The 14,975-nt window shown below is 59.1% G+C and carries 10 protein-coding genes; 5 read left to right on the forward strand and 5 right to left on the reverse strand.

The features are described from left to right. Positions 1–8: 8 nt before the first annotated feature. Positions 9–1,829 (reverse strand): stimulus-sensing domain-containing protein, encoded by a 1,821-nt coding sequence (locus tag ABWH92_RS01800; RefSeq protein ID WP_375571608.1) that lies wholly within the window; start codon positions 1,827–1,829, stop codon positions 9–11. A gap of 54 nt (positions 1,830–1,883) precedes the next feature. After that, entirely contained in the window at positions 1,884–2,621 is a 738-nt protein-coding gene (locus tag ABWH92_RS01805) for a response regulator transcription factor (RefSeq protein ID WP_375571610.1), read from the reverse strand. A gap of 609 nt (positions 2,622–3,230) precedes the next feature. On the opposite strand from ABWH92_RS01805, the gene ABWH92_RS01810 reads away from it, so the two are divergent. After that, entirely contained in the window at positions 3,231–4,844 is a 1,614-nt protein-coding gene (locus ABWH92_RS01810; RefSeq protein WP_375571612.1) for a phosphoenolpyruvate carboxykinase, read from the forward strand. 27 nt (positions 4,845–4,871) lie between these two features. Further along, positions 4,872–6,395: a gamma-glutamyltransferase gene (locus tag ABWH92_RS01815; protein WP_375571613.1), complete on the forward strand. Its 1,524-nt coding sequence runs from the start codon at positions 4,872–4,874 to the stop codon at positions 6,393–6,395. Between the two features lie 79 nt (positions 6,396–6,474). Here ABWH92_RS01815 and polA read toward each other — a convergent pair whose 3' ends face one another. Further along, positions 6,475–9,378, reverse strand: a complete 2,904-nt coding sequence (polA, locus tag ABWH92_RS01820) for a DNA polymerase I (RefSeq protein ID WP_375571615.1) — start codon at positions 9,376–9,378, stop codon at positions 6,475–6,477. A 62-nt stretch (positions 9,379–9,440) separates the two neighbouring features. Continuing rightward, positions 9,441–10,556 (reverse strand): acyltransferase family protein, encoded by a 1,116-nt coding sequence (locus ABWH92_RS01825; protein WP_375571617.1) that lies wholly within the window; start codon positions 10,554–10,556, stop codon positions 9,441–9,443. 255 nt (positions 10,557–10,811) lie between these two features. Here ABWH92_RS01825 and ABWH92_RS01830 point away from each other — a divergent pair, with 255 nt between their 5' ends. Together ABWH92_RS01830 and ABWH92_RS01835 are read left to right on the forward strand one after the other, a co-directional pair. Continuing rightward, positions 10,812–13,010, forward strand: coding sequence for a transglycosylase domain-containing protein (locus tag ABWH92_RS01830; protein WP_375571619.1), 2,199 nt, complete (start codon positions 10,812–10,814; stop codon positions 13,008–13,010). A 24-nt stretch (positions 13,011–13,034) separates the two neighbouring features. Further along, on the forward strand, positions 13,035–13,595 hold the full coding sequence (locus ABWH92_RS01835) for a hypothetical protein (RefSeq protein WP_375571621.1): 561 nt from the start codon (positions 13,035–13,037) through the stop codon (positions 13,593–13,595). A gap of 60 nt (positions 13,596–13,655) precedes the next feature. Here ABWH92_RS01835 and ABWH92_RS01840 read toward each other — a convergent pair whose 3' ends face one another. Beyond that, entirely contained in the window at positions 13,656–14,426 is a 771-nt protein-coding gene (locus ABWH92_RS01840) for a M48 family metallopeptidase (protein WP_375571623.1), read from the reverse strand. A 65-nt stretch (positions 14,427–14,491) separates the two neighbouring features. Between ABWH92_RS01840 and ABWH92_RS01845 the strand changes: the two genes are divergently transcribed. Further along, the gene (locus ABWH92_RS01845; protein WP_375571625.1) at positions 14,492–14,947 is read left to right on the forward strand and encodes a VOC family protein; all 456 of its coding nucleotides are present in this window, start codon (positions 14,492–14,494) and stop codon (positions 14,945–14,947) included. Positions 14,948–14,975: the final 28 nt, after the last annotated feature.

Below are 14,975 nucleotides of genomic sequence, written 5' to 3' on the forward strand. Positions count from 1 at the left end.
TCAGTAGCTTAGGCAGAGTTGTCGGTGCTGGCAGGCAGCTCTACAGTGAAGCGGGCACCGCCAGGTGTATCCTCGTCTGGCCCAGGTCGATTGCTTGCCTCGATAGTGCCCTCATGCACTTCGATGATCTGCCGCGAGATTGACAAGCCGAGCCCGGAATTGTTGCCATAGCCGGATTGCTCAGCACGGTCGGTGTAGAAACGCTCAAAAACACGTTCCAGCATATCGGGGCGCAGGCCTGGGCCCTCATCCTCAATCTCGATAACCAGCATATCCTCATCCCGGCGCACGCGCACCTGGATGGTTCCGCCCTCTGGTGAGAACGAGCGCGCATTGTCGAGCAAGTTCGTGAAGACCTGGCCGAGGCGTGATTCATGGCCATTGAGCATGAAACCTTGATCACCGGACTGTACGAAAGCCAGCTTCACCGAGACACCCTCTTTTGCGCCCAGCTCGCGCTGAACGCCCACCACCGCCTCCATCAGCGGTTTCAGGTCAATGGGGGCTGCATCCTCGCGGGCAAGCTCAGCGTCCAAACGCGATGCGTCGGAGATATCGGAGATCAGACGATCGAGGCGCATCACATCATGTTCAATCACCTCAAGCAGGCGTTGGCGGCTTTCTTCTCGCGTCACGCGTGGCAAGGTTTCGACCGCACTGCGCAGCGATGTGAGCGGGTTTTTCAGCTCATGACTGACGTCAGCGGCAAAGCTCTCAATGGCATCCATACGGTTGTAAAGCGCATCGGTCATCCGGCGCAGCGTGGTGGCCAAGTGACCGATTTCATCACGCCTACCTTGAAAACTTGGCAGTGTTTCACGCGCTTTGACCGAATAACGCACCCTATCAGCAGCATCCGACAGCTTGCGCACGGGTCCTGCGATGGTGCTGGCCAGCAAGAGCGAGAGAACCACCATCACACCTGCGGCTACCAAGAACACTCGTAGGATCGACATGCGTTCGTTGAAGATGATTGCATCGATGTCACCGCCCTGGGTGGAGAGCAGCAACGCGCCGAGATTGGCACGGAAGCGCTGGATCGGCACAGAAACAGAAACCACCAGCTCGCCACGGTCGTTAACGCGCACAATGCTTGCCGGTTCGCCCGCCATAGCCGAACGCACTTCGGGCAAGACCATACCGTTGGCACCGCCAATTTCTTCATATCGTGGCATATCGAAACGCCGCAGAAACAACTGGCCGCGCTGCCAGATCTTGTCCCACCATCCAGGCTCATTGCCGGTGGCAGTCGGCAAATCAAACCGCAAAATAGCGCCGCGCGCATAGAGAGCCTGACTGTCAATAATCAGGCTGCCTTCAGGATCATAGATGCGTGCGCGGGTGCCCGTAGGCGTGATCAAACGCCTGAGAATGGGTGCCACGCGTTCTGGGTTTACCGGGAACTCCAGACTCTCCAGGGGATCGTCAAACACCGACAAGCTTTCGCCCGCCTGCAATTCCAGCAAACGTTCTGGATCAATAACGATGGTGTTGTCGTTGTCGACATTGGCGGACGCGACAATTGCGCCTGCAATGATCTGCCCTTGCACCAGAAGACTTTGCACCCGGGCATCAATCAAGCCCTCGCGGAACTGATTGAGGTAAAGAATGCCGCTGACCAACGCCACCAGACCAACCAGGTTCAAGATGACAATGCGGCGGGTGAGCGAAGAGAAAACGGTAAAGCGTGTGAAGCCACGACGGCGCGCGCGACGCACCCGCCAGGCACGCCAAAATCGGCCCAGCGGGCTGGTACGCAGATCGGACGCTGTGTCCGATCTCACCTCGCTATCAGCGAACCTTATGTGGTCGTCGCTGCGGTCTACCATCCAGCCCTAACTTGCTCACCCAACGCCAAGCCCCATGCCAAACTCGCTGAGCGCTTAGCTTTCTTTGAATTTGTAGCCGACGCCATAAAGCGTTTCGATCATATCGAAGCTGTCATCGACTTGCTTGAATTTCTTACGCAGGCGCTTGATGTGGCTATCGATGGTGCGATCATCAACATACACCTGATCATCATAAGCCGCATCCATCAGCGCATTGCGGCTTTTCACGATGCCTGGGCGATGGGCCAAAGACTGCAGGATCAAGAACTCGGTGACAGTGAGCGTAACCGGCTTGTCTTTCCAATTGCAGGCGTGCCGATCTTCATCCATCACCAAGTCACCGCGCTTGAGGACTTGGCCGGTTTCTTCGCCATCTGATTTGACCTCAGGGGCAGCCGCGCCTGCTGTGCCATTGCCACCACCAGCGCGCGCTTGCACACGGCGCAACAGAGCGCGAACGCGCTCCACCAAAACACGCTGTGAAAACGGCTTCTTGATGAAATCATCGGCGCCCATTTTCAGGCCGAAAAGTTCATCGATCTCATCGTCTTTGGAGGTGAGAAAGATAACGGGCAGATCAGAAATCTGACGGAACCGACGCAGCAGCTCCATGCCATCCATACGTGGCATCTTGATATCGAAGATAGCCAGGTCTGGCGGGGCCATTTGCATGCCATCCAGCGCTGAAGCCCCATCGGTATAGGTCTCCACGCGATAGCCTTCAGCCTCCAGTGCAATGGCCACGGAGGTTAGGATGTTGCGGTCATCATCAACCAGCGCAATGGTCGGCATGGTTGCTCCTTTGGGGGACTGTCGGGCAAGCGACATACGATCGGTTTGCAAAGCGAAGCTCTTTCATGGTTCGGCTGTAGCATGATTTGCCACAATTGGTCTTGTGCGCTTTCGACATGGTGAAAACGCGGCTGATCATCGGCGCCGCCCGCAATGGTATCGGCGTCGGGTCGCGCGCGATCGCTTTCCTGGCAAACGCACACCGGCTAAGCCCCAGCCCGGATGCTTGACTGTCGGTTGTCATTTTGATTGCGCGTAAATTATGGCAAGCGCGTGCGATCCTGTTCGCAAGCGCTGTCTACGATCACCCAAGAGGGCTTCTAGCAACCCTTCCAGCCGTCCAAGATTTTGCGCTGATCCTACTAGCATTTCAGGTGCCTCCTGGTCGTCCGTGCCGAACGTTTGGGCATCGGAAACGCTTTTGTCTTGGAATGTTCATGATGTTGATCAATTCGCGCTGCGCCGCTGTTGTTCACTGTGATCTCACCCCTTAAGGCGTCCGCCACCTGCCGGTTGGCGTGCACCGCAGCATGGTTTCAATCCGGGGGTGGGAAAGCCGAAAAATGGGAGATTTTCGGCGCCCTAGCGCAAACCTAAGGAACGCTTGACGTGGCACAACACGGGCATTGGAACGCAGATGTTGGACTTAACACCGCCGGGTTGAAAGACCTGGGTGAGGTGTATTGGAACCTCACACCGCCCGCGCTTTACGAACAGGCCATCGCCAGAGATGAAGCACAACTGGTTGCTGGTGGCGCCTTGCGGGCTGATACCGGTCAACACACAGGACGTTCGCCGAAAGATAAGTTCATCGTTCGTGATGCGACCACCGAGGATACCGTCTGGTGGGACGGTAATGGCGCGATGACGCCCGAAGCCTTTGATGCGCTGCACGCAGATTTTTTGGCGCACGCCAGAGGGCGCGATCTCTTTGTCCAAGATCTGCACGGTGGCACTGATCCGCGCTATCAATTGCCGACTCGCGTGATCACTGAGAAAGCGTGGCACTCGCTTTTCATCCGCACCATGCTTTTGCGACCCGAGCGCGAGTTGCTCGCCCGTTTCGTGCCGGAAATGACGATCATCGATCTGCCGTCTTTCAAGGCTGATCCGGCGCGTCATGGATGCAGGTCAGAAACCGTGATCGCCTGTGATTTCACACGTAAGATCGTGCTGATCGGCGGCACGCATTATGCCGGCGAGATGAAGAAGTCCGTCTTCTCCATGCTTAACTTCCTTCTGCCCGCAGAAGATGTGATGCCGATGCACTGCTCTGCGAATGTGGACGACGAGGGCCGCGTTGCCATTTTCTTCGGGCTTTCGGGAACAGGCAAAACCACGCTCTCCGCCGATCCAGAGCGCACACTGATCGGCGATGATGAGCATGGCTGGGGTGCTGATGGCGTCTTCAATTTTGAAGGCGGCTGCTACGCCAAGACGATCAACCTGTCTCAAGAGGCCGAGCCGGAGATCTACGCGACCACCAAGCGCTTCGGCACGGTGCTGGAGAACGTCGTTCTTGATCTGGACACCCGTGTTCCAGACTTTGACGATGGATCGCGCACCCAGAACACGCGCTGCGCCTACCCCATCGACTACATTCCCAACGCGCTGCTGTCTGGCCGCGCAGGGCAGCCCACCAACATCATTATGCTCACCGCCGATGCCTTTGGCGTGTTGCCGCCGCTGGCCAAAATGACGCCTGAACAGGCGATGTATCATTTCCTCTCCGGTTACACTGCCAAGGTGGCGGGCACCGAAATGGGTGTGACTGAGCCCGAAGCAACGTTTTCCACTTGTTTTGGTGCGCCGTTCATGCCGCGCCATCCAAGTGTCTATGGTGATCTGTTGCGCAAGCTGATCGGCGAGCACGCGGTGGATTGCTGGCTGGTCAACACCGGCTGGACCGGCGGCGCCTATGGGACCGGCAAACGCATGCCGATCAAAGAGACACGGGCGCTTTTGCATGCCGCGCTTGATGGACACCTTAAGAACGCAAGCTTCGAAGCTGACCCCCACTTCGGACTGTTGGTCCCAACGGAAGTGCCGGGCGTGGATAGGTCACTCCTGCATCCACGCGAAACGTGGGCCGACAAGGACGCTTATGATGCCCAGGCCACAAAACTGGCAGCCATGTTCGCGGCTAACTTCGAAGCCTTTGCGCCTCATGTCGGACAATCGGTGCTGGACGCTGCGCCGGGATTTCTTGAGGCCGCTGAATAAACCGCTATACCGCCATTTATGACGTTGATGGGTGGCATCGCCGCTGGGCATAGACTGACAGCCCAGGCAGGCGCGGAAGTTTTGGCTGATGGTGGCACGGCGGTGGATGCTTCCATCGCCGCGATGCTCACGGCGTGCGTGTGCGAGCCAGTGCTCGCCTCACCGGCTGGCGGCGGCTTCGCTATGGTGTCGGATGGCAGCAAGCCAACCTGTCTCGACTTCTTCGTGCAAACGCCAAAGCAAGCCAGCGGCAAACGCTATGATGGCTTGCGCGAGGTGGATGCTGATTTTGGCGGTGTCACGCAGACCTTTCACATCGGGCCAGGCTCCGTGGCGACGCCTGGGTTTTTGCCAGGCTTGTTCGCGCTGCATGAACGCTATGGCACGCTGCCTATGGTACGGCTCGCTGAGTTCGCTATCACGTCCGCCAAAGAAGGTGTGACAGTCACGGCATATCAGGCGAAGCTCGCCACTATCGTCGCGCCGATCCTAACTGCATCCGCAGACGCCAAAGCGTTGCACACACGAGATGGGGCGTTGCTCAGCGCGGGTGATGTGTTCCGCAATCCTGCGCTTGCCGATGCTTTGGACGCCGTTGCCCGTGAGGGCGTGCGCCTCGCCACCCAAGGCGAGATCGCGCATCTGATGGCGGATGCGGCCAGCGGCGGGCATTTGAGCGCCAGGGATGTTTCGACCTACGAGGCCATTTGGCGTGAACCGCTGATAAGGATGATGCCAGTCCAGGAGTTGCCCACGAAGCGGTCGGGCGGTGAAGACCGGAGCGCAGCAGGCCAAACAAGAAGACTCTATACCAATCCAGCACCGTCCGCAGGCGGTGGCCTGATCGCCGCTGTCTTGGCCACCTATGACGCCGGTGATCGCTACGACCCGCTGGCCTTTGCCAGAGCCCTGGATTCCGTCGACACGCGCTGGCGCAAGCTTGGTAAACCCGTGGGCTTTGATGATCGGATGATGGTGGGTGAGGCCGCATCGGTGGCATCTCGCGGCACGACTCATGTCTCAGTGGTCGACAAGGACGGCCGCGCCGTGGCGATCACCGTGTCCAATGGCGAGGGCAACGGTGCCATCGTGCCTGGCTGCGGGTTCATGCTCAACAACATGCTTGGCGAGGATGACCTGCTCGCTGATGGTCCGGGGTCCTGGGAGCCAGACCAGCGTCTTTCGTCCATGATGGCGCCAACCTTGGTTGCCGATGACAAGGGTGGCTTGCTGGCGCTGGGCTCCGGTGGTTCTAACCGTATCCGATCAGCGATGGCACAGGTCCTTTTGCGTTGGGGCGTGCATGGCGAGCCGCTGGAAGAAGCTATCCGCGCCCCGCGCTCGCATGTGGAAGAGGGCCATTTGGATGGTGAGCCGGGAGACGATCCGGAACCACTGCAACGCGCCTTTGAGGATCACCGCATTTGGGATGAATCGTCCATGTTCTTTGGTGGCACTCATGGCGTGGAACAACGCGTAAATGCCGATGGGCGGGTGTCGCTGGAAGGCGCTGGCGATGAACGCCGGGATGGGGTTTTTGTGCGCGTTTAGTGGCGCCCAGCCTAGACCCTCGGGACGCGCCCTCGGATGACGTTACGAGTCCTTGGCGTCATTCCAGGACGCGAGCCACCTAATGCGCGTCATCCCAATTGTCGGCAGCGCGGGCGTCCACTTCCAGCGGCACGGATAGTTTTAGAGCCGGGTTGGATGCATCGATCATCACCTTTTCGATGACCGGCAAAGTGGCGTCCACCTCGCTTTCAGGCACCTCAAAGATGAGTTCATCGTGCACCTGAAGCAGCATCTTGGCGTTCAGCTTTGCCTCAGCCAGCGCCGGTTCCATGCGGATCATCGCGCGGCGAATGATGTCTGCCGCTGACCCTTGGATCGGCGCGTTAATCGCCGCGCGCTCATTGAAAGCGCGCATCGCAGGGTTGCTCGCCTTGATATCGGGATAGTGCGCCCGGCGACCAAAGATGGTCTCCACATAGCCATGGTCGCGGCAGAACGCCTTTGTGTCATCCATATACTGTTTGATGCCAGGGAAGCGCTCAAAATAGGTCTTGATGTAATCACCCGCCTCGGAGCGCCCGATGCCCAGCTGGTTGGCGAGACCGAACGCGGAAATCCCGTAAATGATGCCGAAATTGATCGCCTTGGCCTGACGGCGGACGATGGGGTCCATGCCCTCAATCGGCACATTGAACATTTCTGATGCCGTCATAGCGTGGATGTCGAGCCCGTCAGCAAAGGCCTGCTTCAACTGGTCGATATCCGCCACATGGGCAAGCACGCGCAGCTCGATCTGGCTGTAGTCGGCAGAGACAAGTTTGCAGCCATCTTCAGCGATAAACGCCTTGCGGATTTTCCGGCCCGCTTCGGTGCGCACTGGAATGTTCTGCAGGTTCGGATCGGAGGAAGAAAGTCGCCCCGTCGTGGTTGCAGCCAAAGCAAAGCTTGTGTGCACGCGGCCCGTATCGGGGTTGATCGCCTGCGCTAACGCCTCGGTGTAGGTGGAGCGAAGCTTTTGCAGTTGGCGCCAGTCGAGCACCTTGCGAGGCAACTCATGGCCTTCAGCGGCCAAGTCCTCAAGCGCCGAAGCGGGTGTTGCCCAAGCACCCGTCTTAGTTTTCTTGCCCCCTGGCAAGCCCATCTTGCCGAAGAGAATATCGCCCAACTGCTTGGGCGAACCGACATTGAAGTCTTCGCCGGCAAGCTCGGCGATCTCAGCTTCTAGCCCGGCCATGCCCTGCGCAAAGTCACCTGACAGGCGCGACAGCATCTGTCGATCAACCTTGATGCCATTGCGCTCCATGCGCGCCAGCACAGGCACCAGTGGGCGTTCCAGCGTCTCGTAAACGGTGGTGGCTTTGTGGGGAATAAGCTGGGGTTTCAGTGCTCGCCACAGCAACAGTGTGATGTCGGCATCCTCGGCGGCGTACTCGGTGGCCTTGTCGATGGGCACCTTGTCGAAGGTGATCATCGACTTGCCGGAGCCTGCGACCTCCTTGTAAGGGATCGGCGTGTGGCCCAGCCATTTGGACGACAGCTCATCCATGCCGTGACCACCGGTACCAGCGCCCGCCACATAGGAAAGCAGCATTGTGTCATCGAACGGCGCGACGGCAATGTCGTGGTTCGCCATGATCGAGATGTCGTACTTCATGTTCTGGCCGATCTTCAGGATCGCGGGATCTTCCAGAACAGCTTTCAGAAGCGCCAGCGCTTTATCAGCAGGCATTTGCCGGTCATCATGGCCTGCGCCCAGTAGATCATCGCCAGAGGTGTGGATCAGCGGCACATAATAGGCGCGGCCAGGCTCCAGCGCGAAGGAGAAGCCGACAAGCTCCGCGCGCATCGGGTCAAGCGAGGTGGTCTCGGTGTCAAAGGCCAAAATGCCGGACCATCGCGCCTCATCGAACAAGGCCTCCAGCTTGGCTGGATCGAACACCGCTTCGTACTTCGATGGATCGATCGTGACGGAGGCGGCCTCATTGGCGCGTTTCTCAGCCAGCGCAGCGGGCGTCATCTCACCTTCGGCTTTGACGCGTTCTTCGACTTTGGCGCCCTCAAACCCATGGGTGGACACCGAAGCGCTTTGCACGTCGTCAGTGGATGTTTCGGTCTTGGTCGCCACGCGACGGGTGAGCGTGGTGAACTCCATAGCTTTCAGGAAGCCAATCAGTTGCTCGCCATCCAGGTCGCGGACCAGAGTGGTTTCTAGCGGCTCTTTCACCGGCACATCAGGCTTCAGTGTGACGAGCTTTTTGGAGACACGGGCCTGGTCGGCAAACTCGATCAGGTTTTCACGCCGCTTGTTTTGCTTGATGGTCTCGGCCTGGGCGAGCAGTGTTTCCAGATCGCCAAACTCTTCCAGCAGTTGGGCAGCAGTCTTTACGCCGATGCCGGGCACACCGGGCACGTTGTCGACTGAGTCACCGGCAAGCGACTGAAGGTCGATCATCTTTTCCGGCGGCACGCCAAACTTCTCCACCACTCCGTCGGGGCCGGTGCGCTTGTCCTTCATGGTGTCCACCAGCACCACATTGGGCATGGTGAGCAGCTGCATCAGATCCTTGTCGGAGGAAATGATCGACACATGCGCGCCGGCCTCCACCGCCTGGGTGGTGTAGGTGGCGATCAGATCGTCGGCTTCATAGCCTTCCTGCTCAATGCACGCGACGTTGAAGGCACGGGTGGCGTCTCGGATAATCGGGAATTGTGGACGCAGATCTTCCGGCGGCTCAGGCCGGTGGGCCTTGTAGTCAGGATAGATATCGTTGCGGAACGAGTAGGAGGAATGGTCGAAGATCACCGCAAAATGCGTCGGCGGCGAGCCCAGTAGCTCCGGATCGGGTTCCGCCAACAGCTTCCACAGCATGTTGCAGAAACCCGACACCGCGCCCACCGGCAAGCCGTCGGACTTGCGGGTAAGCGGTGGCAGCGCGTGGTAAGCGCGGAAAATGTAAGTGGAGCCATCGACCAACATGAGATGGTCGTCGGAGCTGAGCGGGCGGTTTTTCGTGTCGGTCATGGTGGCGCGACCTTAAGAGGAACGCGCCATCCAAGCCAGATCAGAAATCAGTCTTTGAACCGTTATTCAGCCGGGGCAATGGTCACGCGTTTTGCGCGCACCGGGCGATCAATATGCGCCCAAGCCGGACGCTCGAACAGGAAGCGGCCAAAGCCGATCTTCTGAATGATCCAGTAGAGGATAAGTGGCGCGATCACCGCGGCCAGTGTGGTCACCAGGGCGAGCATTCCCGTGTCAGGGAAGAGGCCCAGGCGCACGCCAAGTTCACGCACCACGACCATGGGGAAGAAGAAGGCCAAATAGACCACGATGGAGCGAGCACCCATGTAAGAGAAGCTGCGGCCCACCAGTGTGCGGGTGATGAGGGCTGCCGTCACGATCACCGCCAATGCGCCCATCGCACCAAGCGCCAATGACAAGAAAGGCAACTGAGCGATAGAGTAAGTCCCGCCAAAGACCTGCACATCGGTGAACACGGCAAAAGCGTTGATCACGCCCCAGGCGAGCAAGGCAGCGATGCCCAATAGCGGGCGAGATGTTGCACGGTCGGCCAAAGCAAAGGCGTAGCCAGCCAGCGCGTAACCTGCATAGAAGTAGACAAAGCGTGCGGCGAACTCATCGATGAGCAGATAGCCGGTACCGATGGGCGCAATCTCAAGCGCTGCGCCAATGCCAAGCATCAGCCAGACCGGCAAGTCTTTGGTCAGGCGCACCACCAGGAAAAAGATCGGCAACATGTAGATGAACCACAGCGTACCGTATGGCTGGTAGATCGCTTCGATCATGTTGGGCAGAATGGTTTCAGGTGTGCCAGCGAACAGGCCACACTTTATCGCGCACTGGATGACCATCCAGAGCAGGTAGAAGTAAGCAAAGTGAACGATCTTGCGGTCGAGATAACGCTGCCAAGGCGCATCAATCGTGCGCACAAGGAACAGACCAGCAATGAAGAAGAAATCGGGCATGCGGAAAGGCTGCGCCCATGTCACGATGGTGCCCATCCAGCTGTGTTGGCCGGTCAGCTCTTCCACACCCAACGTGGAATGCATCATCACGACAAAGAGAATGCAGACGCCTTTGGCGACATCCACCCAGTCCACGCGCCCTTCAGGCGTTGTGAAAAGAGCAGGTTGCACTGCTGAAGGTTGAGCGTTGGCGGTTGCACCGGTCAGTCGCATTGCGCGTGTCTTTCGCTTGGACCCAGGTTCTTTGGGTCGAAAATGTGTCTGCCCGTACGTATTCCCCGCTAGATACTACCAAGTTTGAGCCGCGTTTTCGACGAATTGTACCGGTTAGGGTTAAGCCCTCCGTAACGTCAAAGTGACGCGATCTCCATTTCCAAGTCTTTACGTGGTCTTAACGCCAAAGGCGCTTCTTGGTGAGGCAATCCGTTTCCTCTTTGACGCCCGCTGCATTAACCAATTGAGGCCTCCATGGCGCGCACGCGACGCCCAACTCGTAGACCACCTGCCGGCCATCAGCGCATTGAGCCGAGCTTTGATGGACCTGCGCGTGGACCCTCCGGCAGTGAGCCACGTTCTGGGCCACGCACAAGTCGCGGTCCGCAAAGCGAGCCGACCCGCCGTCCACCCGCGCAGCGCCGTACCAAGGCCAAGCGCAGAAGGCGAGGTGGGCAGGGGGGTCGTGGTGGCGGATCAGGGCGCGGCTGGTTCAGCCGGTTTCTTGGCCGCTCGCTCTACTGGGGCTTTGTGCTCTCGATCTGGGGCGTTATCGGCCTTGCCGGTGTCATCGCCTATCATGCTATGCAACTGCCGCCTGCCTCTGAGTGGCGTGTGCCGGAGCGTCCGCCCAATGTGCGCATTATCGCCAATGATGGCCAGCTTCTGGCCAACCGTGGTGACACCGGTGGTGAACAAATCCGTTTGGAGCAGCTGCCGGCCTATTTGCCCAATGCTGTGATTGCGATCGAGGACCGCCGGTTCCGCAGCCATTTCGGGCTTGATCCAATTGGCCTAACCCGCGCGATGGTGGTGAACGCTCAAGCAGGGCGGTTCGTGCAGGGCGGCTCAACGCTGACCCAGCAACTGGCCAAAAACCTGTTTTTGACCGCCGATCGTACGATCAGCCGGAAAATCCAGGAACTCATTCTCGCGGTGTGGCTGGAGGCGACCTACTCCAAAGATGAAATCATGGAGCTCTACCTGAACCGGGTTTATCTCGGTGCGGGTGCCTATGGTGTGGATGCGGCGGCACAGCGCTATTTCGGCAAGCCAGCCAGCCAGGTGACTTTGGCTGAATCCGCCATTCTCGCTGGCCTTTTGCGTGCGCCGTCTCGCTGGGCTCCAACCCGCAACCCTGAAGGGGCTGAAGCGCGCGCGGCCACAGTGCTGCAAGCGATGGTGGAAGAGGGCTTCATCACCCAAGAAGAAATGACGCTCGCACGCAACAATCCGGCCGCCACAATGGACCGTGCGCGACGCGGTGCTGCCAATTATGTAGCTGACTATGTGATGGACGAGCTGGACCGGATTTTGCCGCTTATCGAAGGCGACATCACCGTTGAGACCAGCATTGATCCCTACCTTCAGGCGCGTGCTGAGCTTGCTTTGCGTACCGCCTTGGCCGATCAAAACGATGGCGATTTGCAAGGCGCGATCGTTTCGCTCGACGGTACGGGCGCGGTGCGCGCGCTGGTCGGCGGACGCGACTATCAACAAAGCCAGTTCAACCGGGCCACCGATGCGTTCCGCCAGCCTGGCTCTGCCTTCAAGCCGTTTGTTTATCTGGCGGCGCTAGAACAGGGGCTCGCCCCCGCCACCATGCGCAACGATGTGCCGGTTCAGTTTGGTGATTGGTCGCCGGAAAACTATTCACGCGAGTATCGCGGGCCGGTAACACTGGCCGACGCACTGGCGCTATCGCTCAACACAATTGCCGCTCAGCTTGCCCATGAGGTGGGCCCCCAGCGGGTGATCAACACCGCGCAGCGCCTTGGCATCCAATCGGAAATGGAGCGCAACGCGTCCATCGCACTTGGCACATCAGAAGTCTCGCCTTTGGAGCTGACGGCAGCCTACGCGCCCTTTGCCAATGGCGGCTATGCAGTGGCACCGCATGTGGTCCTTCGGGTGCGCGATGAAGCCGGCAACGTGCTTTACGCGCGCGATGCATCAGGCTTTGGGCGCGTGATCGACCCCTCTCATGGTCGCGCGATGAACGCGATGCTCTCGCGCACGCTGATCATTGGCACCGGTCGCCGCGCGGCGCTGGAAGGCTGGACGGGCGCAGGCAAAACCGGGACCACACAGGGGCTGCGCGATGCCTGGTTTGTCGGCTACACGGCCAATCTCACAACGGGCGTTTGGCTCGGCCATGATGACAACTCACCGATGGATGGGGTGACCGGCGGTGGACTGCCCGCCGAGGTGTGGCAGGCCTACATGACCGACGCCCATGTCGGCGTGCCGATTGCAATGCTGCCCGGCACCGATGCGGCGAGCCTTGCACAGCTCAACCCTGCGGCGATCATCGGCAATCAACCGATACCGGGCGTTGGGGTTGGCCAAGGTATGCCCGCACGCCGCGATGATCCATCTGCCATCGTGTTGCCGACGCAACCACCTGGTGGCGGGTCGAACCCACTGACGCGTTTTCTGGGGTCGATTTTCTAGCACGTACCGCTTAAGCCTTGCCCCATGTTTGGGCTCATTCTTCTTGCCATTGTCGGCCTTCTTGGTTTCCTGCTCGTCCGCGCAGGCGCCAAGCCCGGCACGGTGTTTTTCATCCTTGTCGGCATTTTCGTACCGCTGAGTATTGCGCTCGCCGCCTGGTTTCTGGCCGCGCCACCGATCTGGACGCTGTTTGCCCAGCGCTCAGAGGCTTTGGTGCAGGTGGCCGACATTGTTCAACCGCGCGACGGGCCGCCACGAGGTTATGAGCGCGGCGATGTGGTGGATGTGCGCGTGCGCCTGGTGCATGAGCGCTCCGGCCGCTTGCTTGCCCTTTACGGTGTGGAGCCACCAGAGGGCCCCTTTGCCAATCGCTTGGATGCGCAAACTGCGCTGCGCGAAGCTTACCCTATCGGGCAGAGTGTTACTGTGCGGGTGTCGCGCGATGTTGCTTATGTTGACCGGCAGGATTGGTTCTCGACGGGTGTGTTCGTGTTTTGCGTGGTTTTTGCGCTGCTGATGAGCGTGATTGCGGTCATCATTGTCGGTGCGCGCGCTGGCTCGCGCGCGCAACCACCGCCTTCATAAAGCGTTTGCAGCAAAAGTGGGCAGCGGTTTTGCGTCCGAAAACGCGAGAAAACCAAACCTCTATCCGAAGCGGATTGCCATCAAACGTTTTTCAGCGGCTTTGAGCGCCTTTTGGCCCGCTCGCCAATCCGGATCGAGGCTCGCAACCACCTTCCAGAAGCGCTGGGAATGGTTCATCTCCACAAGATGCGCCACCTCATGGGCCACCAAATAGTGTTGAGCCTGCGGTGAAGCCATCATGACACGCCAGGAGAGCGTGATGACCCGCGACGACGAACATGAGCCCCATTGCGAACGCGGATCGCGATAACGAATGGCCGATGGGCGCTTGCCCAATTGACCTGAAAGCTCCATCACAAGCGGTGTAAGCGTTTGTTCTGCTTCAGTTTTTAGAAACTGCGCAAGCCTTGGCATGATGCGATGTGGCGCACCTGGCACCAGAAGCTCGCATTCCGAACCACGGGAGACTGTACCGCGTAGTCTGCCAGTCGGGACTATGCGCAAATCCTCTCCATGAAAGGGCAAAACCTCCAGATGAGGTGCCTCTCCGGCGCTGGGAAGCTCTGGCGCGTGGCGATCAATCCACCCACGGCTCTGCGATAAAAAGGTGAGCGCGGCGCTGGGTGGCGTTCCGCGCGGCACGGTCAGCTTGCCCTCACCCGTGCGCACATCAAACCGTAAGATCATGCGCCGCGCTTTGGCATGCACGCGCACACGCAAAGGGCGTGGCTCGCCGCGCACCTCCACCGTGGTTGGCATCTCCAAGCTCGGCAGCACAGATGATATGCGCGTACGCCCAGCTTCGAGCGTGGTCAGCAGTGGTTTGAACATAAGGCTTGAACAGCACTCCAGCTTGCATCACGACAGAGCAAACGAATCGAAAGGGACATCCCATCATGACTGCTACCATGACGACTGATACGCCCAAACGCCCCAGGTTTCACCTGGCGTTCCCCGTTGATGATCTTACCGCTGCGCGCGGCTTCTATGGCGAATTGCTTGGCTGCCCAGAAGGGCGGTCCACTGAGGATTGGGTGGATTTCAACCTGTTTGGCCATCAGATCGTGGCTCATCTGGCGCCTGAAGAGGTGGGTGAAGCGGCGCAAAACGGTGTTGACGGCAAAGCTGTGCCGGTACGCCACTTCGGCGTGCTGATGGACTGGGATGATTGGGACGCGCTGCACACCAAACTGACCGCGCAGGGCACCGACTACATCATCGAGCCCTATGTACGTTTTGAAGGAAAGCCGGGCGAGCAGGGCACGTTCTTCATCAAAGACCCGGCGGGCAACGCCTTGGAGTTCAAGAGCTTTAAGAATGATGAGATGGTGTTCGCGAAAAGCTTTGAGTGATAGGTAGAGTGGAGGTCACCATAGGTGT

It is taken from the genome of Ahrensia marina (assembly GCF_042140245.1).
In the GTDB taxonomy this organism is placed as follows: Bacteria; Pseudomonadota; Alphaproteobacteria; order Rhizobiales; family MH13; genus MH13.

Coding starts and splice junctions, on each gene's coding strand:
- ABWH92_RS01800 (WP_375571608.1), bottom strand. CDS start 1,829: ATGGTAGACCGCAGCGACGACCACATAAGGTTCGCTGATAGCGAGGTG.
- ABWH92_RS01805 (WP_375571610.1), bottom strand. CDS start 2,621: ATGCCGACCATTGCGCTGGTTGATGATGACCGCAACATCCTAACCTCC.
- ABWH92_RS01815 (WP_375571613.1), top strand. CDS start 4,872: ATGGGTGGCATCGCCGCTGGGCATAGACTGACAGCCCAGGCAGGCGCG.
- polA (WP_375571615.1), bottom strand. CDS start 9,378: ATGACCGACACGAAAAACCGCCCGCTCAGCTCCGACGACCATCTCATG.
- ABWH92_RS01825 (WP_375571617.1), bottom strand. CDS start 10,556: ATGCGACTGACCGGTGCAACCGCCAACGCTCAACCTTCAGCAGTGCAA.
- ABWH92_RS01830 (WP_375571619.1), top strand. CDS start 10,812: ATGGCGCGCACGCGACGCCCAACTCGTAGACCACCTGCCGGCCATCAG.
- ABWH92_RS01835 (WP_375571621.1), top strand. CDS start 13,035: ATGTTTGGGCTCATTCTTCTTGCCATTGTCGGCCTTCTTGGTTTCCTG.
- ABWH92_RS01840 (WP_375571623.1), bottom strand. CDS start 14,426: ATGTTCAAACCACTGCTGACCACGCTCGAAGCTGGGCGTACGCGCATA.
- ABWH92_RS01845 (WP_375571625.1), top strand. CDS start 14,492: ATGACTGCTACCATGACGACTGATACGCCCAAACGCCCCAGGTTTCAC.